This window comes from Celeribacter baekdonensis, from assembly GCF_003047105.1.
GTDB lineage: Bacteria > Pseudomonadota > Alphaproteobacteria > Rhodobacterales > Rhodobacteraceae > Celeribacter > Celeribacter baekdonensis_B.
Genome location: NZ_CP028472.1, coordinates 332,992 through 354,376 on the forward strand (window position 1 = coordinate 332,992; position 21,385 = coordinate 354,376).

Here is a 21,385-nt window from a genome sequence, read left to right on the forward strand (position 1 = left end):
TTGAAGCTCAGACGTTAGCGCGGTGCAAAGTTGATTTGCAGGCTAAATGAATAGGCGTTTTGTGTCAGCGACCGCGGCGCAGGTTTAAACTGGCCAATGCTTTGAACGGCCGCGAGTGCCGCTTGATCCAACAGGGCATTGCCTGAAGACCGTGCAACGGACACGCTCCGCAGTGCCCCTGTGCGCGCCACGGAAATCTGCAAGACGACCTTGCCTTTGGCTCCTCGCGCCGCAGAGGGGTAGCGTTTTTTGCGCTCAATTGCGGCACGAATGCCGCCACCCCATGCGCTGAGATCGTGTTTGCGCTGACCGGCATCGGCGGTGGCGCCCTGTGACGTGCCTTTGGTGCCGCGTGCGGTTTGCCCGCCTGCTCCCGCCGCTTTTTGCGCCTCCGATTGGGTTGCATTTGGGCGTTTCACCGGCTGAGAGGGTGCGGGTTTCGCGGGGGTGGATTTTGGCGCAGCCGGGGGAGGGGGCGCAGGCGGTTTGGGCGGTTCTGACCCCTCCGGGGGCACGACATCGGGGCTTTGCGGCGCAAGCGGGCTGAGGTTTGTCATCGTCATCGGCGGCGCATCAAGAGCCATCGGGAAGGCGTTGGCTCTTTGCGGCAGATCCAAAGCCTCTGTCGGAGTTGCGGGCGGCGCGATCTCGGTCAGACTCTCTGGCGGCGCAAAACCATCCCATTGCTCTACAAGGGTCTCAAGTGCTGCGGTTGAGGCGGCCATGCTCACCAGCTGCGTGCCAGCATCGCCCTGTGCTTCGGCCCCGCTCATGCGCGGCGCTATGCTCATCAACGCAACATGCGCCCCAAGCGACAGACCAACACAAAGCAAAACCTCAGCCGCGCGCGTCATGGCCGCTCCCCCTTGGATGACCGAAGGCCCGACGTGACCAGATTGACCTGTTCAAACCCAAGCGCACCCAGTTGTGGCAACAATTGCGCGACGAAATGCGCCGGAGTGCTTTGGTCGGCATGGACCAGCACCACGGTGTCGCACTGGCCGCTGTCACATCCGGCGCGCCGGTCCGTGTCAAGCGCACTCAGGATGGCTTGGCGGGCCTCGAAAGAGCTGACCAGATCGCGAAAGGCCAATTGGCCCGCTGGATCAAGGAATAGCGAAAACACCCCCTCGGCCTCCTGCGCTTCGGCGATCTCGGGCGGGGTGATGTCAAACGGTTCCGGCGGTTGCATTTCACCTGCAATCAGGAAGAAAATCAGCAACAGAAAGACGACATTGATCATGGGCAAAAGCCCCGTCGTGACGCGTTTTCTTGGCGGGCCGGACAGGTTCACGGGTTACTCCATCACGATCAGACGAGTGATCCCGGCCTTTGAAAGGTGATCAACGGTGTCCACAAGCCGTTGCAGATCGGCGTCATGGGTGCGGATGATCACCGCCGAGTCCGGGGTGGGCATCAAGGGCTGGAGCCAGCCTGACAAATGTTCGGCAAAGACTTCTTCGCCGTTGAGCCGGATGTCGCCATTGGCATAGAGATCGACCACACGCGGCGGACCCTCCCAAGACGCGGTTGCCGCGCCCCCAGCGGGGGTCAAGGGCAAGACGCCTTGGGTGCCAAAGCGTGACACCAACATGAAAAACACCAAAAGCAAGAACACGACATCAATCATCGGCGTCAAATCGGGATGACGCGTGCGGCGTGGGTGGGCAAAGGCAAAGGCACTCATGGCCGGGTCTCGTCAGGGGCGATCGTGTCTTTGGGGAGCGGCACGAAGATCCGCGTTGCGATGTCTTCCAAATCATGGCGCACGCCGTCAATCGCAGTGTCAAACCACGTCAGCGCAATCTGCGCCGGGATCGCCACGGCCATACCGGCAGCGGTGGTCAGAAGAGCCTCCCAAATCCCACCCGCAAGCTGCGCCGGATCGGCGCGCGCGCCTGCGGTTTGCAACGCCTGAAACGCGGCGATCATCCCCATCACGGTGCCCAAAAGCCCCAAAAGCGGGCCGATGGTGGCAGCAAGTTCCAAACCGCGCAGCCCCGTGGCCGCCCGTTTCAACAGCCCGCGTGCGGTGCGTTCGACCTCTTCGCGCGCCAAGGCGTCGGGCAAATGCTCGGCCGCTTGGACCTGCATCGCGCGATAGGCCAGACGGGCCCTCACGCTGCGACGTTGGGCCAAGGTGGCGCGGGCTTCATCCGTCTCACCCGCTTGCCAAAGCTGCACGGCCTGTTCGGTGACATGCCCGCCGACCCACAGACCAGATCGGACAAAATCCCAACATTTCCACAGGATCAAAGCGACGGTCATCACGGACAGCGCAGAGATCGCCCAAATGGCGGGACCGCCCGCGATCAGAAACCCCAGTTTTTCAGCATCCATGGTGATGTCCTTTCAACAAAGAGGGCGCGCCACACAGGCGGCACGCCCGAAACGCGAAGGTCAGAATTGCATCTGCACGGCAACATAGACGTTGCGACCCGGTTCATTGACCTTTTCGACCGTTGTGTCAAAGGTGTTTGAACGGCTGAGGTGTGTCGCATAGGATTTATCGAACAGATTGTCGATCCCGGCCAAAAGCGACACGTCCTCGTTGAGCGCATAGGTCCCAAAGACATCAAGCGTCGCATAGCCCGCCGTTTCACCCGCATCGAGGACGGTATAAATCCGGTCCTGCTTGCTCGCCCAATTGATGCGTGCGCCGATCTGCCAGATGTCGGCGTCATAGGTCGCACTGATCGTGCCTTGCAGGGGCGGGATTTGCCCAAGCGCCCCACCATCGGAGCGATTGCCACCATAGGTGTAGCTCATATCTCCGGCCAAAAGCACCTGACCCAAGTTCCATTGCCCCGAAAGCTCGACCCCGGCCAATTCGGCATTGATATTGCGATAGGTGGTCACGCCTTTCATCGCGCCCGGCCAACTGATGTGATCCTGAAGGATGTAATCAGACACCCGGTCATAAAAGGCGGTGGCGGTGAAACCGTAGGTTTCGGTCTGCCTTTCGAGGCCGATGTCGAACTGGGTGTGTTTCTCAGGATTGATGTCGGGATTGCCGACATACGAGGGCACGCCCATCATCCCGCGGGCAAAAGCACGTTCGTTGGTATCGGCGGTGCGCACCGAACGCGACAGCCCGGCAAAAAGTTTGGTCTCCGGGGACAGCTCGTGTTCAAACCGGATCAGACCGCCGATATTGTCTTCGGTTCGGGCCTCTGCAAAATCCGTGCCATAAACCATCGTGTAGTAGTCATTGGCCGTGGTGCCGCCCACAACAACATCCGCCTCACCCGCACTGGCGCGGACATGGTCATAGCGCAGGCCGAGTTTGAGCGTTGAGGTCTCTGAGAGCGCCGTTTCGGTTTCGCCGTAAATTCCAAGCTGGGCGATGGTGACATCGGGCCAGCTCAGCGAAGACGGTTTGTCGAGGTTGATCGGCATGCCCACCATGCTGGAATAGCCAAGCGCACGGCGATTGTTCGACTGGAAATCGACGCCGAGTTTGGCCTTGGTCTGACCAAATTCAAACTGGCCCTCGATCTTGCCGCCATAGGTGTCGGAGGTGGTCGGCGCGAGCATCTTCATCGCCGTAGGGGTGCGCAGCGTAAAATTGTCCATCGTGTGATCGACATTGGAGCTGAACAGCACGCCTTCGATCCGCGTCAGAGCGCCCATGTCAATGTCGAGGCCGCCACGCAAACGATAGGTCATCGTCTCCGACAACGGACTGTCCATTTGCGCGCCCGCAAATTTAACATCCTCGGCGCGGTCCTTTTCGATATCGAGCGCAAGATCGACCCCATCCTTGTCATAGCCAAAGGTCAGGCCCGCGCTTTTCTGGGTGAAACCGCTGCGCACGTCGCGGCCATCCCCGTCCTCGTAATCGTCGGATTGTTTCCGCTCGCCGGAAAACTCGGCGTAAAACCCGCGGCCCAGATCAACGGCCACCGTTCCGGCAATCGACGCGCCATGGCCGTTTGAATTGGCACCGACAGCCAAAGAACCGCTAAAAATACGACCCGTTTCAAACTCAGGCGCGGCGCGTTCTAGGCGCACCGTGCCGCCAGAGCCGCCCGGACCGTTTGTGACGCTGGCATAGCCGCGTTCGACAATCACGTTATCCGCCCGATAAAAGGCCGCGATCGAGGTTGGCGGGTCCATCCGGTTCGGACAGCCACCATAGGTAAAGCTGCCTGCGTCGATGATGTTGAGCTGGTTCTTTTGCATGCCGCGAATGATGATGTCGAGACCATGCCCGCCCATCCGGCTGGCTGAGACGCCGGGGATGGTGGACAAAAGCGCGCCGCCATCAAGGCCCGCAGGCACGGGCAAGAGAGCAGGGTCAAAGGCCGTGCTTTGCCCGTCTTGGACGATGGCTTGCGCGTCTTTGACGGTGATCGGGTCAAGGGTGAGATCGGCATTTTGGGCAAAGGCCGCTGTGGAGATGGTGCTCATCAAAAGAGCGGTCGCGCCGAGGCGCACCGTGATTTTGGCGGTCATATTTGTATATCCCTCTGCGAGATTTGGTGGGAAATGGAGGTGTTTTGTCTTGGTCCGTGAGGTCCGAAAAGATCGGTCACGTGGGCCGGAAAGGTCCTTGTGGGCCGTTTCGGAGATCAGACAAACAGAGGGGGCGCGCGGGTGCTGCGGCTAAAGTCGCGGCGTGTTGCGGTGACGAATGAAGCGACTGAAAAGGGAAGGTCGGTGCTACGCGCTTGGCTTGTGCGGCAAGGCGCTGTGATGTCAGCCACGAAAAAGGCCGCGCCAACAACGCAATACGGACACTCCGCGCTTTGCGTGCCATCGCGCGTCGGAACGTCCCGAACCGTTCCGGTGTTGGTGTCAAAGATCAGCGTTTTTGCAGTGCCGGGTGTGCCGCACAATTGCAGCAAGACCTCGGAGTCCGCCAGGATCACATCCGCACGGGCGTCCGGTTGAAAGGCGATGCTGATCTGAACGGTCAGCAGAATAGAGAGACAGACGGCCCAAAAACCGCGCAAAGCTCTCATATTCCAAAAACGGTTCTCCATGAAAACGCGTATGTGATGAAGGTGAAACATTTGCAACGACAATGTGGACTGCGTCAGCATCTACACATGCAGATGTGTTGCTGAGACCACGCCACACACCACAGGATAGCATTGGCAATTTGGGCGCAATCTGCATATTTTAAAATACATAATCTTCATTATCAGATCAATTAACATCACCGGGTGCTCGCACTGTCGGCCAGAACAGGCCTATCGCCTCGACCGCAAGGTGGGTTTCCATGCGGATGGCGCAACACGAATGCGCGGCAGGTCGACGCGCGTGAATGATATCCACACACGCGCGCACAGTCAGAGTGTGCCTTAGGGTCTCATCCGCGTGATTCGCGCTTCATATGCGCATATGATGAACAATACATAAATACGAAAAGGGAGTGCTGCGCACCCCAGAGCCTGCTTATTTTAGAGCCATAAAAAGAACGTGGTTTTCAAAGAAATGTAGGGCGCAGACACCCCCTGTCGCAAAAGTACCGGCCATTTGACTTACCCCTTCTCCCCGCGTTTTTACTATTTTCAAATGATACCGAGATCACCCGAAGATAACGGGGATGAAGCGTAAGAGCAGGTTACCTGCCATCACAAACAGGGAGACATGGGGTGCAGCGGACAACCCTTGCCGGAGCCTGCGCGATGCGCAGATCCTATACGTTCAGACAGATGGCAACCCTGCATGCGGCGGGGGAAGCAGAGCGTTTTGCAATCCCTGCAACGCGAAATCTTGGCGCGAGCCGCGCTCAACGCTCCTATAGTCATACATACTCGCCATCGGTCTCCTTCGAGATGAGACAAATCGCCTCTCTCGTGTCCGGCTTATGCCTCGACGTTTTCCAGAGAATGGGCGGCGCAAACGCTCTTTTGAATTCTTATTCGGATCGCACAGCACACGTGCTCCGTCGATCCCCCTTCTCCCAGCCATATACTGTAGCCGAGGTCCATGATTATGCGTGATCCCCTGAATATCCCCGCTCTGGTCGAACGCCGTACGGCTTACCAAAGCCTTGAAGCGCCGTTTTACAACTCCCCTGACATTCTGGACCTCGATATTGAGGTGATCTTTGGCAACCACTGGATCTTTGTGGGCACCGAACCGGAACTGCCTGAGCCGGGCGATTGCATCACGGTCGAGATTGGCAAAGTCTCCGTGTTGCTGCTGCGTGGTGATGATGAAGACATCCGCGGGTTCCACAACGTCTGTCGCCACCGGGGTGCCAAGCTTGTGGATGAGAAATCCACCACCATCGGCAACATCGTCTGCCGCTACCATGGCTGGACCTATAACGAGGATGGCGAACTGATCCTGGCGGAGCACATGGGCAAGGAGTTCGACAAATCCTGCCATGGTCTGAGAACAGTACATGTGCGCTCTATCGCGGGCCTGATCTTTATCTGTTTGGCCAAAGACGCCCCGGCGGATATGGACCGCATGGCGGAAACGATGGAAAAATACATCGCACCGCATGACATCAAAAACACCAAAGTGGCTTTCCAATCTGAGTTGATCGAAGAAGGCAACTGGAAGTTGACGATGGAAAACAACCGCGAGTGCTACCACTGCGAAGGCAACCACCCGCAGTTGACCGTACCGCTGTCCGAATTCGGCTTTGGCTTCTCCCCCGACGAGTTGGACGAACGCCGCTCCGCCGATGTTGAAAAATACGCGCAGGATGTTCGGGACAACCACGCCAAATGGGAAGCATGCGGCCTGCCCTCCTCTGAAGAAGAACACCTGTCCGATGTCACGGGGTTCCGCACCATGCGTTTGCCGTTGATGTGGGAAGGCGAAAGCCACACTGTCGACACGAAAATTGCCTCCAAGAAACTTCTTGGTAACTTCGACAATGCCAAACTTGGTGGACTGAGTTTCTGGACCCATCCGAACTCTTGGCATCACTTCATGTCAGATCACATCGTCACCTTCTCCGTGGTCCCCTTGTCCGCGGATCGCACCTTGGTGCGGACCACTTGGCTGGTGCATAAGGATGCGATCGAAGGTCAGGATTACAACCTCGACAACCTCACACAGGTCTGGACCTACACCAACCAACAAGATGCCGATCTTGTGCGCCTTGCGCAACTGGGCAGCGCGCAAACGGGGTATCAACCGGGGCCGTATTCACGCTTCACCGAGCCGCATGTTGAATCTTTCGCCGCATGGTACATCGGCCGTTTGAAAGCGTATTTCGATCAGACCCAAACCACGGCAGCGGCAGAATGAGCGCGCCGGGCAACGAAAACCTGACCGAGGCAACGGGCGTACCGATGTGGGATCCGGAGGTGGACGATGTTCTCGTCTGCCGCCAGGTCCGGCAGGAGACCCACGATGTAAAGACCTTCGTCTTTTCGGCACGCGAACCGCGGGATTTCCGTTTTTATCCCGGACAGCACATGACCTTTGAATTGCCGGTCGACGGTATGATCATGCGCAGCTACACGATTTCCGCCTCTGCCGCGCGCCCCTACCGGATTGAGATCACGGTCAAACGCGTCCCTGGTGGACCGGGCTCAAACTGGCTGCATGACAACATGCTGCCGGGCAAGGAAATCAACGTCGCAGGTCCAAGTGGTGATTTCACCACCGACGCCAACGCAGAAGAGAAGCTCCTGTTCATTTCCGCAGGCAGCGGCATCACCCCGATGATGTCGATGACACGCACCGCTTGTGATTTGTCAGAGCCATATGATCTGCATTTCATTCATGCCGCACGCAGCCCATCGGACATTATTTTCCACAAAGAACTTGAGCTTCTGGCCAGCCAGAACCCGACGCTGCGCCTCGCGTTCACCTGCGACACCACGTCGGCACATCACAGCTGGAGCGGGTACACCGGGCGGCTCAACATACAGATGCTTGCGATGATGTCCTCGGACTACAAAGAGCGGAAAATCTTCTGCTGTGGTCCTGCGCGATTCATGGAGGGCGTGCGCGCCATGCTCCAAGACGCCGGGTTCAATATGGACCAGTATTTCGAGGAAAGCTTTGATTTCGGGGCTGAAACGGCGGGAACCATTGAGGATCCGACCTCTGCCCCCGAGATCAGCGGCGAAACCTATCGCGTCAGCTTCCCCAAGACCGGACATGTCGTCGTGGTCAGCCCCGGCATGACCATCCTGTCGGCGGCGAAAGAGGCAGGGCTTTTGCCGATGTCCTCTTGCCAGCGCGGCATTTGCGGCACCTGTAAGTCAAAATTGCTCTCGGGAGACGTCGACATGCAACACGGTGGTGGCATTCGCAAACGCGAGATTGATCAGGGCAAAATTTTGATTTGCTGCTCGACGCCACTGTCCGATGTCGAGGTCGAACTCTAACACGTCACTTTTTGTCATGCGTGTCTGCGGTTCGCCAAATGACACGCCTGCCCGCAAATTTTGAACAAAGGTCCATCAAGAGACCTAACGGCGGGGTGTACCCGCGTAACCGACAATGGAGGGATATCCATGACTGCCCCAAATGATTCTGAACAAACGCCCTACGAGGCACCACCAGAGAGTGCCATCGACACCGATTACGACATTGGTCAGGACAATATCGAAGGCTCTCTTGGGCCGTTCGGCTTTGACCTGCACAACCCGGTTTTCCCGATTTCGGCTCTGACTGTCATCGCATTTGTTGTTTTCACGCTGCTGTTTCCCGAACTGGCTGGCAGCACGTTCAGTGCGATGTTTTCTTTCGTAACCAAAAGTTTCGACTGGTTCTTCATCGGCGCAGCGGATATTTTCGTGATCCTTTGCCTTGTGATTGTCATCAGCCCCTATGGCAAAATCCGTTTGGGTGGCCCAGATGCCAAACCCGATTTCACCTACACAAGCTGGTTCGCGATGTTGTTCGCGGCCGGTATGGGCATCGGCTTGATGTTCTACGGTGTGTCGGAACCACTGAGCCACTTCTCCTCGTCTCTGGGCGGCGTCGTCGTTGGCGAAAACGGCATCCGCACCGACTGGGCCCCACTGGGTGCCGCAATGGGCAACGAAGCCGAAGCGATCCGTCTCGGCATGGCTGCGTCTATTTTCCACTGGGCGCTGCACCCTTGGGCGATCTACGCCATCGTGGCCCTGAGCCTTGCTCTGTTCTCCTATAACAAGGGCTTGCCACTGACGATCCGCTCCGCCTTCTACCCGATCTTCGGGGAGCGCGTCTGGGGCTGGCCGGGTCACGTCATCGACATTCTGGCCGTGTTCGCGACCCTGTTTGGTCTCGCCACGTCTCTCGGGCTTGGAGCGGCTCAGGCAAACTCTGGCTTCAACAAACTCTTCGGCATGCCGATCAGCGACACGTCTCAGGTGATCTTGATCTGTGGCATCACTGCGATCGCGCTGTTCTCTGTGATCCGCGGCCTCGAAGCCGGGGTCAAACTGCTCTCCGAGATCAACATGGGCGTCGCCTTCGTGCTCTGGGCGTTCGTCCTCATCGCCGGGCCGACCCTGCTATTGGCCACTGACATGCTCGACTTCCTTGGCGCGTACCTCAAGTACCTGCCAGCGCTGTCGAACCCAATCGGTCGTGAAGACGTCAACTTTGCTCAGGGCTGGACCTCCTTCTACTGGGCGTGGTGGATTTCCTGGTCACCGTTCGTGGGCATGTTCATCGCCCGCGTCTCCCGTGGTCGCACCGTGCGCGAATTCATCATCTCCGTACTTCTCGTGCCCTCTCTCGTTTGTGTGGCCTGGATGTCCGTCTTTGGTGGTTCCGCAATCAGTCAGGTTGTCCGTGACGGCTACACCGCCGTGGCCGAAGCCGCTCTGCCATTGCAGCTTTTCACCATGCTCGACGCCATGCCTTGGACCTCTATCACCTCCTTCATCGGGATCATTCTGGTCATCGTCTTCTTCGTGACCTCCTCCGACTCCGGGTCTCTGGTGATCGACACCATCGCCGCCGGTGGTAAGGTGGATGCCCCCGTACCCCAGCGTGTGTTCTGGTGCCTTTTCGAAGGGGTCATTGCCATCGTTCTGCTGCTCTCAGCCGGTGGTCTTGGGACTTTGCAGTCCATGGTGATCTCGACGGGTCTGCCCTTTACCGTGGTGCTTTTGGTCATGTGTGTCGCCATCTGGCGTGGCCTGGCCTCAGAACCGCGCTGATCTAACGGGCGTTTCCCCAGCCCCTCTCTCGCCGCCGGATGTATATGCCGGCGGCGTTTTCATTTCCCCTGCTCTTTCGCCGAGGCCCCCATGTCTGACCGGATTTTTATCAGCAATCTATGCCTCTACGGCTTTCACGGCGTGATGCCCGAGGAACAACGCATCGGGCAAAGGTTTTACATTGATCTGGCCTGTGAGCTCGATCTTGCCCCTGCGGGTGAGGCCGATGATTACAGCCTCACAGCCTGTTACGATGCCCTGTGCCGACTGGCGCAAACCACCTCCGACAGCGGCCCGTTCAACCTGATCGAAACGTTGGGCGAACGCATTGCGCAGGCGGTTTTGAGCCAATTCACCACGGTGTGCTCTGTGCGCGTTACTGTGCGCAAACCCTCGGCCCCGATCCAAGCCAGCCTGGACCATGTCGGCATTGAAATCTTACGCCAGCGTTAAGATCATGCGCATGCCGATCACAGAACAAATGCGGCACCTGCAAACAGGATCGGGCACCTCCGCTGCGTCGCAGAATTACGGCCCGCTACAGATCTTTCTCGCTGAATGTGTCCTGCCTCGGGCGCGGGCCGCGAGTCGCTCTCATTTGTGGTCAAAAACCAAGAAAACCAAGGGAGATTATGCCAAAATTCTATGCAATATCTGGATTAGAACAGAGCCGGCCCCTTAGGATTTTCGACGAAGACGACAAAAACGTGACGATGACGCATACCTTCATTATGTGTGGCGCAAATATCCGATTATTCGCCCGTTGAAGACGCAATCATCGTCCAATCCCTTCTCTCAGAGAGAAAGTTGCACGATGACTCGCTTCAATGCACTGAACCTTGTTAAAAACGCCCTGACCGGGCACAAAAACTGGACCGAGCAATGGCCGGACTCCCAGCCGAAAACCGAATATGACGTCGTCATCGTCGGGGCTGGTGGCCACGGGCTTGGCGCCGCCTACTATTTGGCCAAACAGCACGGCATCACCAATGTCGCCGTGATCGACAAAGGCTGGCTCGGCGGCGGCAACACGGGCCGGAACACCACGATCATTCGCTCGAACTACCTCTACGACGAAAGCGCGCGTTTGTTCGACCACGCGCTGGATCTGTGGCAGGACCTGAGCCAGGAACTGAACTACAACGTCATGTACTCCAACCGCGGCTGTCTGATGCTGGCCCACACGGTGCATGACGTGCAGAGCTTTAAGCGTCATGTGCATTCCAACCGTTTGAACGGTGTGGACAACCGCTGGCTCACTCCGCAAGAGTGCAAAGACTACTGCCCGCCGATCAACATCGCGCCCGATGCCCGCTACCCGGTGATGGGTGGTGCGTTACAAGAACGCGCCGGGACCGCCCGTCACGACGCCGTGGCTTGGGGCTATGCCCGTGGGGCCGCCGAACGTGGCGTGGATATCATTCAAAACTGTGCCGTCACCGCCATCCGTCGGCACCCTGACGGCTCCGTCGCCGGGGTCGAAACCGAAAAAGGCTTTATCAAAGCCAAAAAGGTTGCCGTCTCGGCCTCTGGTCACAACTCCATGGTTATGGAAACCGCAGGTGTGCGTCTGCCGCTTGAAAGCACGCCGCTTCAGGCGCTGGTCTCCGAGCCGGTCAAACCGATCTTCCCCTGTGTGGTGATGTCGAACGCCGTGCACGCCTATTGCAGCCAGTCTGACAAAGGTGAATTGGTGATCGGCTCCGGCACCGACCAATACGTGTCTTATTCCCAGCGTGGTGGTTTGCCTCTGATCGAGCACACGGTTGCCGCAATTTCCGAGGTCTTCCCCATCTTCAACCGGATGCGCATGTTGCGCAAATGGGGCGGGATTGTAGACAACACGCCGGATCGTTCCGCGATCATCGGCAAGACCCCGGTGCAAAACCTCTACGTCAACTGTGGCTGGGGCACCGGCGGGTTCAAAGCCACGCCCGGCGCCGCCCACACGCTTGCCTGGACCGTGGCCAAAGACGAACCGCACCCGATCAACGCGCCTTTCACGCTGGATCGTTTCCGCACCGGCCGGCTGATCGACGAAGCCGCCGCCGCCGCCGTGGCCCACTAAGGAGTGACATAAAATGATTCAGATTCATTGTCCCTATTGCGGCGAGACCCTGCCCGAACTGGAATTCACCTATGCCGGTGAAGCCCATATTGTCCGTCCAGAGTTCCCCTCGGAGCAGACAGACGAAGAATGGGCCGCGTTCCTTTTCATTCGTGACAACGTGAAAGGCCCGCATTTCGAACGCTGGCGCCATGCCCATGGCTGTGGCCGGTTCTTCAACGCGGTGCGCAATACGATCACCGACCGTTTCTACATCACCTACAAAGCTGGCGAACCGCGCCCGGATTTGGCCAAGCTTCTGGAGGACAGCAAATGAGCAAACATCGCCTTCGTGGACGCGGTCGCGTCGACGCCTCCCAACCCGTCGTTTTCACCTTTGACGGCAAACCGTACACAGGTCTGAAGGGCGACACCGTCGCCTCTGCCTTGCTCGCCCATGGCGTGCACCTGATGGGCCGATCGTTCAAATACCACCGTCCGCGTGGGGCCATCGCCGCCGGATCCGAAGAGCCGAACGCGCTGATCGGGACACGTCGCGGACCGGGCCGGTTCGAACCGAACACCCGCGCCACGGTGCAGGAAATCTGGGACGGTCTGGAGACCAACTCGCAAAATAAATTCCCCAGCCTGAAATGGGACGTGGGCGCCGTCAATGACGCCGCTTACATGCTGTTTTCGGCGGGCTTTTACTATAAAACCTTCATGTGGCCGCGGTCCTTTTGGGACAAGGTCTATGAGCCGTTCATTCGCGCCGCAGCCGGTCTCGGTGTCTCGCCGTCTGAAGAAGACCCGGACACCTATGCCTCGCGCTATCTTTACTGCGATTTGCTGATCGTGGGCGCGGGGCCCGCCGGGATTGCCGCCGCACGCGAAGCAGCGGGCAAGGGCCTGTCGGTCGTGTTGGTGGACGAGAACTCGGAAATGGGCGGAACGCTTTTGTCCGAACCGCAGTCCAAGATCGACGGCAAATCGGCGTGGACCTGGCTCGAAGACGAGTTGGCCACCCTGAAAGAGGCCGGCGTCAAGCTGATGACCCGGACCACGGCGATCGGTTACTACCACGAAAACATGATCGGCATGGTCGAGAAACTGACCGACCACCTGCCCACTCTGCCCGCAGACACACCGCGCGAGCGGATGTGGCGTGTGCGTGCAAAACAGGTCGTTTTGGCTCAGGGTGCGCTTGAAAAGCCGTTGGTGTTCCACGGCAACGACCGTCCGGGCGTGATGCTCGCTGGTTCGGCGCAGACCTACCTGCATCGCTATGGCGTCAAAGTCGGGGAAAGCCCCGTCGTCGTCACCTCGCATGACAGCGCATGGTACGCCGCTTTTGATCTTCAGGCGGCTGGCGCCTATGTGCAGGCCATTGTCGACACCCGGCCGCAGGTCCGTCAGGATCTTCAGGCCGAGGCCCGCACCCGCGGCATCCCTGTTAAACTTGGCCATACGGTTACGGCAACTGGCGGTCGCCTGCGCGTCAACACGGTGCGGGTGAACCCGGTCAACGGCACCCATGTCGGCAACGGCCAGTGGATCAAATGCGATACGCTTTTGATGTCTGGCGGCTGGACCCCATCGCTGCACCTGTTCTCCCACACCAAGGGCAGCCTGACGTGGGATGACGATCTGACCACGTTCCTGCCCAAGGATACACCAGAAGACTGCATCATCACCGGCGCATCGCGCGGACTTTGGGGCGTTGAAGCCGCGCTCAAAGACGGATCTGTACGTGTTGGTGAAGCTCTGAGCAAACTGGGGGTCGAGGCGACGGTCTCTGACTACACCGTCGCGGACGACCGCGTTGGCACAGGCATCACCATGCGGGAATTGCCGACCGACCGCAGCGCGGGCAAAGCGAAAGCTTTTGTCGACTTCCAAAACGACGTGACCGCAAAAGACCTGCGTCTCGCCGTCCGCGAAGGCATGCGCTCCATCGAGCATGTGAAACGCTACACCACCAACGGCATGGCAACCGATCAGGGCAAGATGTCCAACATCAACGGCCTGAACATCGCCGCGGACGCTTTGGGCAAAAAGCAACCGCAGGTGGGTCTCACGACCTTCCGCCCGCCCTACACGCCAACCACGTTCGGGGCCTTTGCGGGCTATCACCGTGGCGATCATTTCGAAGTGGTCCGCAAGACCCAGATCGACGGTTGGGCCGAAGAAAACGCGGCCGTGTTTGAACCCGTGGGCCAGTGGCGCCGGGCGCGTTACTTCCCGAAAGCGGGTGAGACCATGGACCAAGCCGTGGCGCGCGAATGTGCGGCGACGCGGGCCTCCGTGGGCATCTTTGATGCCTCTACGCTGGGCAAAATCGAAGTGGTCGGTCCCGATGCGGCGGAATTCGTCAACCGGATGTACACAAACCCGTTCATGAAGCTCGCACCGGGCAAGTGCCGTTACGGTCTTCTTTTGGGCGATGACGGTTATATCCGCGACGACGGTGTGATCGCCCGCATTTCCGACGATCGGTTCCACGTGACCACCACCACCGGTGGGGCTGCGCGGGTTCTGACCATGATGGAAGACTACCTCCAAACCGAGTGGCCCGACCTGAATGTCTGGCTCACCTCGACCACGGAGCAATGGTCCACCGTTGCGGTGAACGGCCCGAATGCCGCGAAACTGCTTCAGCCCTTCGTCAAGGATTTCGCCCTGACCGAAGACAATTTCCCGCACATGTCCTGCGTCGAAGTTGAGGTTGCGGGCTATCCCGCCCGTCTGTGGCGCGTGAGTTTTACCGGCGAAATCGGGTTCGAGATCAACGTGCCCGCCCCTTACGGTCGCGCGCTTTGGGAAACCCTGTGGGAGGCGGGTCAGGCATATGACATCACCGCCTATGGGACGGAAACCATGCACGTGCTGCGCGCTGAAAAGGGCTACATCATCGTCGGTCAGGACACGGACGGCACGGTGACCCCCTATGACGCAGCGATGGGTTGGGCGGTTGGCGCCAAGAAAGCCGACTTTGTCGGGATGCGCGGGCTCAAGCGGCCGGACCTTGTTGCGGAGAACCGCAAACAGCTTGTCGGCCTTGTGACCGAGGACCAGTCCTGTCTCGAAGAAGGGGCGCAGATCGTTTTTGATCCGAACCAGCCCATCCCGATGAAAATGGTCGGTCACGTGACCTCGTCTTATCACCAAGGCACAACGGGTCACCCGATCGCGTTGGCCCTGGTCGAAGGGGCCATTCGAGAATGGGTGAGACGGTTTATATCCCGATGCCCGAGCGAACCATTGCCGCGAAAATCACCGGGACCGTCTTTGTCGATCCTGCAAACGCTCGTTTGAAAATCTGATTGGAGGTCAGACATGTCCAAGCCTCTCTCTTCTCTGGCCCCGTCCGTCGTGGTGGATACCGCCGCCGCCCATGTGGCCGTCACCCCAATGACCGGACGGATTTCACTGCGCGCGCGCGGCGATCTTGCGGCGATCGGCAAGGCCATTGGTGTCAGCTTGCCGACCCAAATCGGCATTTGCGCCAAAACTGACGGGATTGAGCTCGTGTGCCTCGGCCCCGATGAGTGGACCCTGCTCGTGCCGCTCGATCAGATCGAAAAGTTGCAAGGTGCTTTGGCGGCCCTCGCCCCGTCTCTGCCGCATTCGATGACCGAAATCACCGGACGCGAGATCACCTTTCAGATCGAAGGCCCGAAAGCCGTTGATCTGATGAGCATCGGCTGTCCGCGTGACATATCCACCATCAAGGTGGGTCAGGCTCGCCGCACGCTTTTTGACGGTGCCACCGTCGTTCTGTGGCGCGATGCCGAGACCAGTTTCCGCATGGATGTCTGGAACAGCTTCGCCCCTTTCCTTGCCTCAACCCTTGAGACCGGTGCGAAAGAACTCGCCGCCGAACTCGCCTGAACCTGAAGGATCATCCGCATGTTTGACCGCCTGCAAAGACCAGAGATCGCAGATGCCGCCGTATCTGCCGCAATCGGCGAGGAACTCGACCGTCAGCAAACCCAGATCGAATTGATCGCATCCGAAAACATCGTGTCCCCGGACGTGATGGCCGCACAAGGTTCCGTTCTGACCAACAAATATGCCGAAGGCTACGCCGGCAAGCGCTACTACGGTGGCTGCGAGTTTGTTGATAAGGTCGAAGTTCTGGCCATCGAGCGGCTGAAGCAACTCTTCGGTGCCGAATACGCCAACGTGCAGCCGCATTCCGGTGCGCAGGCCAACCAGGCGGTGTTCCTCGCCCTTCTGCAACCGGGCGACCGTATCATGGGTCTGTCCTTGGCCCACGGCGGTCACCTGACCCACGGGTCTCCTGTGACCATGTCCGGCAAATGGTTCGATGTTGTCTCCTATGAGGTCGACCCCGAAACCCACCTGATCGACATGGAAAAGGTGCGCGAGAAAGCGCTTGAAACCAAACCGAAACTGATCGTCGCCGGGGCCTCCGCCTACCCGCGTGTCATCGACTTCGAAGGCTTCCGCAAGATCGCCGACGAGGTTGGTGCCTATCTGATGGTCGACATGGCGCATTACGCCGGTCTGATCGCCGGTGGCAAATACCCGAACCCGGTGCCGCACGCCCATGTCACCACCTCCACCACGCACAAGACGCTGCGCGGTCCGCGTGGTGGTGTGATCCTGTCGAATGACGAAGCGATTGCGAAGAAACTGAACTCCGCCGTCTTCCCGGGCAATCAGGGTGGCCCGCTGATGCATGTCATCGCTGCGAAAGCCGTGGCTTTTGGCGAGGCGCTTCAGCCGTCCTTCGCGGATTATGCGGGTCAAGTGATCGAAAATGCGAAAGCTCTGGCCGACGTTCTCAAAGTCGGCGGTCTGGGCATCGTCTCTGGCGGCACCGATTGCCACATGGTCCTTGTTGATCTGCGTCCCAAAGGCGTCACCGGTAAAGTGGCCGAGATCGCTTTGGAACGGGCTGGCCTGACCTGTAACAAAAACTCGATCCCGAACGACCCGGAAAAACCTTTCGTGACCTCCGGCGTGCGTCTTGGCACCTCTGCGGGCACCACGCGCGGGTTCAAAGAGGCCGAGTTCGAACAGATCGGGTCGCTGATCCTGCGTGTGCTCGACGCCTTGTCGGACAATCCCGAAGGTGACGCCGCTGTCGAAGCCGCCGTTCTCGCCGAAGTGCGCAAACTCTGCGCCGATTTCCCGATCTACGGCGCATAATCCAAACGCGGCATCCCGCAGGGGGTTGCCGCGCAGCCCGACCACATGCTGATCATAGATTGATCGCCTGATTGACCTCTGGGGCCTGTGGTAGATCACGCAGGCCCGATTTGCGAAAGGCTACCCATGTTCCTGTCTGTCTTCGACGTTTTTAAAATCGGCATCGGGCCCTCTTCGTCGCACACGATGGGGCCGATGGTCGCCGCCGCGCGGTTCATCGAAGAACTCCACGACCGGAATTTCAATATTCCCGGCGCGGGCAAACTTCACCGTCTCGGCGCCAGTCTGCATGGTTCCCTGGCCTTTACCGGCAAGGGCCACGCCACGGACCGCGCCGTCCTTCTTGGGTTTTGCGGCTATACGCCAGAGACCCTCGACCCCAACACCATCGACGAGATCGAAGACCGGGTCCGGCGCGAAAAGGTCGTGCATCTGGGTGGTCTGGGCACGCTTGCCTTCGATCCTGACGTGGATCTCGTGTTCGATTGGGGTCCGCCGCTTGAAGGCCATGCCAACGGGTTGATCCTGAAAGCCTTTGACGAGGCGGGTAACGCCTATCAAACCCGCACCTTCTATTCCATTGGTGGCGGCTTTGTCGTCACCGCCGAAGAGTTGGCTGCGCAGAAAAGCGGCACTCAAAGCCTGCATGACGAAAAAGCGGCACGGGCCTTCCCCTACCCCTTTGGCTCCGCCAAAGAGATGCTCGATATGGGCATCACATCCGGCAAAACCATTGCCGAAATGAAACGCGCCAATGAGCGCAAAGTCTATGGTGCCGATCTGGAGCCGAAACTCGACCGGATCATCGCGACCATGAACGAATGTATCGACCGTGGCCTTGCCCAAGACGGCATCCTCCCCGGCGGGCTGAACGTCAAACGCCGCGCCAAGGGCATCCATGAATCCCTGAAGGCCGAACAAGGTCTCAACATCACCGCGCCGCATGTCGCCAACGACTGGATGAGCGTTTACGCCATGGCGGTGAACGAGGAAAACGCCGCCGGTGGCCGGGTCGTGACCTCCCCCACCAACGGGGCGGCCGGCGTGGTCCCAGCGGTCATGCGCTATTATCGCCACCATTGTCTCGGGGCAACCGACGCGAAACTGCGCGATTTCTTGTTGGTCGCGGCGGCCATTGGTGGGTTGATCAAACACAACGCCTCGATCTCCGGTGCGGAAGTTGGATGTCAGGGCGAAGTCGGATCTGCGGCGGCGATGGCGGCGGGCGCACTGTGCGCGGTGTTGGGCGGCACCAACGCACAGGTGGAAAACGCGGCCGAGATCGCATTGGAGCATCATCTTGGCATGACCTGTGATCCCGCGGCCGGGCTTGTTCAGGTGCCATGCATCGAACGCAACGCGCTTGGCGCGATCAAGGCAGTGTCGGCGGCGTCTCTGTCCCTGCGCGGCGACGGCACGCATTTCATGCCGCTCGACAACTGTATTCAGGTGATGTTGGAAACCGGGCGCGACATGAACCTCAAATACAAAGAGACGTCCACAGGCGGCATCGCGGTCAATTTGCCTGAGTGCTGATCTTTCCGGTGTGACAGACCTCAAAACGCGCGCAGCTTTGCCTTCGCGCGTTTTTCTGTGTCCCTCTTTCGCTCAACCCACACGAAAAAGGGCGACCCATGGGGCCGCCCTTTTCGTGTCATATCGCACCCGGCTCAGCTTGCTTTCAGCATGCCATGCGGGTCGAGGACGAATTTCTTCGCGGCCCCATGATCGAAGGCATCGTAGCCCGCAGCGGCGTCTTCGAGAGAGATGATCTGAGCATTCACGATTTTCGCAATCGGCAAACGACCATGCAGGATCGCCTGCATAAGCTGACGGTTGTATTTCAACACCGGAGTCTGGCCGGTGTGAAAGCTCTGAGCTTTCGCCCAACCCTGACCGAAACGCAACGATAAGCTGCCGACTTTGGCGGCTTCGTCCACCGCGCCCGGATCTTCGGTCACGTAAAGACCGGGAATGCCGATGGACCCTGCGACGCGGGTGATTTCCATCATCTGGTTGAGCACGATGGCGGGTTGTTCGCCGCCAGTGTGACCACGGGCTTCAAAGCCCACGGCATCAATGGCGGCATCCACTTCGGGGCTCCCCGTGATTTCAGCAATCATCTCGCCAAGGCGATCGCCCTTGTTCAAATCGACCGGGACAAAACCCATCTTGGCGGCGTGATCGAGACGCTCTTTGTTGAAATCACCGATCAGAACCACAGCGGCACCCAGCACTTGGGCAGAGGCCGCCGCAGCCAAACCAACGGGACCCGCGCCCGCGACATAGACGACGGAACCAACGCCCACACCGGCCTGAACCGCACCGTGGAAACCCGTCGGAAGAATGTCGGACAGCATCGTCAGGTCGGTGATCTTGTCGAGGGCTTGATCGCGATCCGGGAACTTCAGAAGATTGAAATCCGCGTAAGGCACCATGACATAACGCGCCTGACCGCCGACCCAGCCACCCATATCGACGTAGCCATAGGCCCCGCCTGCACGTTCAGGGTTCACGGTAAGACAAACGCCCGTGTCCTGTTCTTTACAGCACCGGCACCGGCCACAGGCGACATTGAACGGCACGGAGACGATGTCACCGATCTCAAGCATCTCAACGTCAGAGCCTTTTTCAATCACTTCGCCGGTGATCTCATGACCAAGGACAAGGCCCTCGGGCGCAGTGGTGCGGCCGCGCACCATGTGCTGGTCGGAACCACAGATGTTGGTGGAAACCACTTTCAGGATCACGGCGTGACCGAGCTTGCGCCCATCCGGCGCGGCCATGGTCGGGTCTGCAATGTCCTGAACCTCGACCTTGCCGGGGCCCATGTAGACGACACCTCTGTTGGAACTCATGATATATCCTCCCATTGCGGGCGCGCTAGGCCGCCCTCTTACTTCACATGTCACAGGGTCGAACGCTCCGTCCTCCCAGAGCGGGCCAACCCTTTGCACGTTGCGGACTGGCCGCACGCGCGTCCGTTCAGCAGACAGTGTCATGCCGGGTCGAGGCGCGGAGAGATGAGGCAAACGCGCAGGACATTTGCGCCAGATGTAAAAACGCGCCCTTCCCAGCGGAAAGGCGCGCAATCAGGACAGATGCCTTTGGCAAGATACCGCTGCTACATGCGCTTTAATGCGCAGCAACCCCTCGCAGCCGTTCAGACCGGCGGCGCAGAATTTCCACGACTGTCAAAAGCGCAATCGAGATCACCACAAGGATTGTTGCCACAGCAAGGATCGCGGGGCTGATCTGTTCGCGAATGCCGCTCCACATTTCACGCGGGATGGTTTGCTGATCGGGCCCCGCGATGAACAGCACCGCGACCACTTCGTCAAAGGAGGTGACGAAGGCAAAGAGACCGCCCGAAATCACACCCGGCAGGATCAGCGGCATCACCACTTTGAAGAAGGTGCGGCGCGGATTGGCGCCCAGGCTTGCCGCAGCCCGGATCAGGGACTGGTCAAAACCCGACAGCGTCGCCGTTACAGTGATGATCACAAACGGAATGCCAAGAGCGGCATGGGCCAAAACGACGCCGGTGTAGGTCGAGGTCAACCGACCGCATTCAACGCCGAAAATGGCGCAGGGGTTCGAATAGAAAAAGAACATCCCGGTTGCAACGATGATGATCGGCACGATCATCGGACTGATCAAGATGGCCATGATCGTCCGCCGCCATGGCATTTCCGGGCGCGACAGGCCAAGTGCGGCCAATGTGCCCAGAACGGTTGACAGGATCGTTGCCCAAAAGCCGATGATCACGGAGTTCTTCGCCGCTTTCACCCAATCCGCATTGTGCCACAGATCGGACCACCACGCCCCATCACGCACCGCTTCGGAGGCCTGCATCCCCGAGGTCAAAAGCGAGTCATACCAGCGCATGCTATAGCCCTCGGCATCAAAGCTCAGCATTTTCTCCGTGTAGGTGAAATACGGCTCCGCATTGAAGGACAACGGGACGATGACAAGGATCGGCGAAATCAGGAAGACGAACACCAGAACGCAGATCACCAGATAGGTGGCATGCCACGCGCGTTCGAGTGGGGAGGCATAGGTCGGAAGGGCCATCAGT

The 21,385-nt window shown here is 59.0% G+C and carries 17 protein-coding genes and 1 pseudogene; 10 read left to right on the forward strand and 8 right to left on the reverse strand.

Annotated features, from left to right (window positions below):
* Positions 1-14 precede the first annotated feature (14 nt).
* The 6 genes from DA792_RS23015 to DA792_RS01620 form a co-directional block, all read right to left on the reverse strand.
* Positions 15-854, reverse strand: coding sequence for an energy transducer TonB family protein (locus tag DA792_RS23015; protein WP_107717811.1), 840 nt, complete (start codon positions 852-854; stop codon positions 15-17).
* Positions 851-1,294 carry an ExbD/TolR family protein gene (locus tag DA792_RS01600; protein WP_159075133.1) on the reverse strand — a complete coding sequence of 148 codons (444 nt, stop codon included), beginning with the start codon at positions 1,292-1,294 and terminating at the stop codon, positions 851-853. Before DA792_RS01600 ends, DA792_RS23015 begins: the two co-directional genes overlap by 4 nt.
* 3 nt (positions 1,295-1,297) lie before the next feature.
* The gene (locus DA792_RS01605; protein WP_107717813.1) at positions 1,298-1,687 is read right to left on the reverse strand and encodes an ExbD/TolR family protein; all 390 of its coding nucleotides are present in this window, start codon (positions 1,685-1,687) and stop codon (positions 1,298-1,300) included.
* Positions 1,684-2,340, reverse strand: coding sequence for a MotA/TolQ/ExbB proton channel family protein (locus tag DA792_RS01610; RefSeq protein WP_107717815.1), 657 nt, complete (start codon positions 2,338-2,340; stop codon positions 1,684-1,686). The genes DA792_RS01605 and DA792_RS01610 overlap by 4 nt, the downstream gene beginning before the upstream one ends.
* Positions 2,341-2,400: 60 nt before the next feature.
* Positions 2,401-4,458 (reverse strand): TonB-dependent receptor domain-containing protein, encoded by a 2,058-nt coding sequence (locus DA792_RS01615; protein ID WP_107717817.1) that lies wholly within the window; start codon positions 4,456-4,458, stop codon positions 2,401-2,403.
* A 116-nt stretch (positions 4,459-4,574) separates the two neighbouring features.
* Positions 4,575-4,988, reverse strand: coding sequence for a DUF2946 family protein (locus DA792_RS01620; RefSeq protein ID WP_159075134.1), 414 nt, complete (start codon positions 4,986-4,988; stop codon positions 4,575-4,577).
* Positions 4,989-5,946: 958 nt separating this feature from the next.
* On the opposite strand from DA792_RS01620, the gene DA792_RS01625 reads away from it, so the two are divergent.
* The 10 genes and pseudogenes from DA792_RS01625 to DA792_RS01670 all read left to right on the forward strand — a co-directional run bounded on the left by DA792_RS01625 (position 5,947) and on the right by DA792_RS01670 (position 18,843).
* Positions 5,947-7,221 carry an aromatic ring-hydroxylating oxygenase subunit alpha gene (locus DA792_RS01625; RefSeq protein WP_107717821.1) on the forward strand — a complete coding sequence of 425 codons (1,275 nt, stop codon included), beginning with the start codon at positions 5,947-5,949 and terminating at the stop codon, positions 7,219-7,221.
* Positions 7,218-8,312 carry a hybrid-cluster NAD(P)-dependent oxidoreductase gene (locus DA792_RS01630; RefSeq protein ID WP_107717823.1) on the forward strand — a complete coding sequence of 365 codons (1,095 nt, stop codon included), beginning with the start codon at positions 7,218-7,220 and terminating at the stop codon, positions 8,310-8,312. Before DA792_RS01625 ends, DA792_RS01630 begins: the two co-directional genes overlap by 4 nt.
* Positions 8,313-8,441: 129 nt before the next feature.
* Positions 8,442-10,082 (forward strand): BCCT family transporter, encoded by a 1,641-nt coding sequence (locus DA792_RS01635; RefSeq protein ID WP_107717825.1) that lies wholly within the window; start codon positions 8,442-8,444, stop codon positions 10,080-10,082.
* 90 nt (positions 10,083-10,172) lie between these two features.
* On the forward strand, positions 10,173-10,535 hold the full coding sequence (gene folB, locus DA792_RS01640; protein WP_107717828.1) for a dihydroneopterin aldolase: 363 nt from the start codon (positions 10,173-10,175) through the stop codon (positions 10,533-10,535).
* Between the two features lie 361 nt (positions 10,536-10,896).
* Complete coding sequence (locus tag DA792_RS01645) at positions 10,897-12,150, forward strand: sarcosine oxidase subunit beta family protein (protein ID WP_107717830.1); 1,254 nt, start codon at positions 10,897-10,899, stop codon at positions 12,148-12,150.
* A 13-nt stretch (positions 12,151-12,163) separates the two neighbouring features.
* Positions 12,164-12,466, forward strand: a complete 303-nt coding sequence (locus DA792_RS01650; RefSeq protein ID WP_107717832.1) for a sarcosine oxidase subunit delta — start codon at positions 12,164-12,166, stop codon at positions 12,464-12,466.
* Positions 12,463-15,452 (forward strand): annotated as a pseudogene (locus tag DA792_RS01655) (sarcosine oxidase subunit alpha). Before DA792_RS01650 ends, DA792_RS01655 begins: the two are co-directional and overlap by 4 nt.
* Before the next feature lie 13 nt (positions 15,453-15,465).
* Positions 15,466-16,020, forward strand: coding sequence for a sarcosine oxidase subunit gamma (locus tag DA792_RS01660; RefSeq protein WP_107717834.1), 555 nt, complete (start codon positions 15,466-15,468; stop codon positions 16,018-16,020).
* A gap of 18 nt (positions 16,021-16,038) precedes the next feature.
* Positions 16,039-17,307 (forward strand): serine hydroxymethyltransferase, encoded by a 1,269-nt coding sequence (gene glyA, locus DA792_RS01665; protein ID WP_107717836.1) that lies wholly within the window; start codon positions 16,039-16,041, stop codon positions 17,305-17,307.
* 126 nt (positions 17,308-17,433) lie between these two features.
* Positions 17,434-18,843 carry an L-serine ammonia-lyase gene (locus DA792_RS01670; protein WP_107717839.1) on the forward strand — a complete coding sequence of 470 codons (1,410 nt, stop codon included), beginning with the start codon at positions 17,434-17,436 and terminating at the stop codon, positions 18,841-18,843.
* A gap of 134 nt (positions 18,844-18,977) precedes the next feature.
* On the opposite strand, the gene fdhA is transcribed toward DA792_RS01670, so the two are convergent.
* Positions 18,978-20,165: a formaldehyde dehydrogenase, glutathione-independent gene (gene fdhA / locus DA792_RS01675; RefSeq protein WP_107717841.1), complete on the reverse strand. Its 1,188-nt coding sequence runs from the start codon at positions 20,163-20,165 to the stop codon at positions 18,978-18,980.
* 277 nt (positions 20,166-20,442) lie between these two features.
* On the reverse strand, positions 20,443-21,381 hold the full coding sequence (locus tag DA792_RS01680) for an ABC transporter permease (protein ID WP_107717844.1): 939 nt from the start codon (positions 21,379-21,381) through the stop codon (positions 20,443-20,445).
* Positions 21,382-21,385: the final 4 nt, after the last annotated feature.

Coding starts and splice junctions, on each gene's coding strand:
- DA792_RS01620 (WP_159075134.1), bottom strand. CDS start 4,988: ATGGAGAACCGTTTTTGGAATATGAGAGCTTTGCGCGGTTTTTGGGCC.
- DA792_RS01670 (WP_107717839.1), top strand. CDS start 17,434: ATGTTCCTGTCTGTCTTCGACGTTTTTAAAATCGGCATCGGGCCCTCT.
- DA792_RS01605 (WP_107717813.1), bottom strand. CDS start 1,687: ATGAGTGCCTTTGCCTTTGCCCACCCACGCCGCACGCGTCATCCCGAT.
- DA792_RS01645 (WP_107717830.1), top strand. CDS start 10,897: ATGACTCGCTTCAATGCACTGAACCTTGTTAAAAACGCCCTGACCGGG.
- fdhA (WP_107717841.1), bottom strand. CDS start 20,165: ATGAGTTCCAACAGAGGTGTCGTCTACATGGGCCCCGGCAAGGTCGAG.
- glyA (WP_107717836.1), top strand. CDS start 16,039: ATGTTTGACCGCCTGCAAAGACCAGAGATCGCAGATGCCGCCGTATCT.
- DA792_RS01650 (WP_107717832.1), top strand. CDS start 12,164: ATGATTCAGATTCATTGTCCCTATTGCGGCGAGACCCTGCCCGAACTG.
- DA792_RS01610 (WP_107717815.1), bottom strand. CDS start 2,340: ATGGATGCTGAAAAACTGGGGTTTCTGATCGCGGGCGGTCCCGCCATT.
- DA792_RS01625 (WP_107717821.1), top strand. CDS start 5,947: ATGCGTGATCCCCTGAATATCCCCGCTCTGGTCGAACGCCGTACGGCT.
- DA792_RS23015 (WP_107717811.1), bottom strand. CDS start 854: ATGACGCGCGCGGCTGAGGTTTTGCTTTGTGTTGGTCTGTCGCTTGGG.
- DA792_RS01680 (WP_107717844.1), bottom strand. CDS start 21,381: ATGGCCCTTCCGACCTATGCCTCCCCACTCGAACGCGCGTGGCATGCC.
- DA792_RS01660 (WP_107717834.1), top strand. CDS start 15,466: ATGTCCAAGCCTCTCTCTTCTCTGGCCCCGTCCGTCGTGGTGGATACC.
- DA792_RS01630 (WP_107717823.1), top strand. CDS start 7,218: ATGAGCGCGCCGGGCAACGAAAACCTGACCGAGGCAACGGGCGTACCG.
- DA792_RS01635 (WP_107717825.1), top strand. CDS start 8,442: ATGACTGCCCCAAATGATTCTGAACAAACGCCCTACGAGGCACCACCA.
- folB (WP_107717828.1), top strand. CDS start 10,173: ATGTCTGACCGGATTTTTATCAGCAATCTATGCCTCTACGGCTTTCAC.
- DA792_RS01615 (WP_107717817.1), bottom strand. CDS start 4,458: ATGACCGCCAAAATCACGGTGCGCCTCGGCGCGACCGCTCTTTTGATG.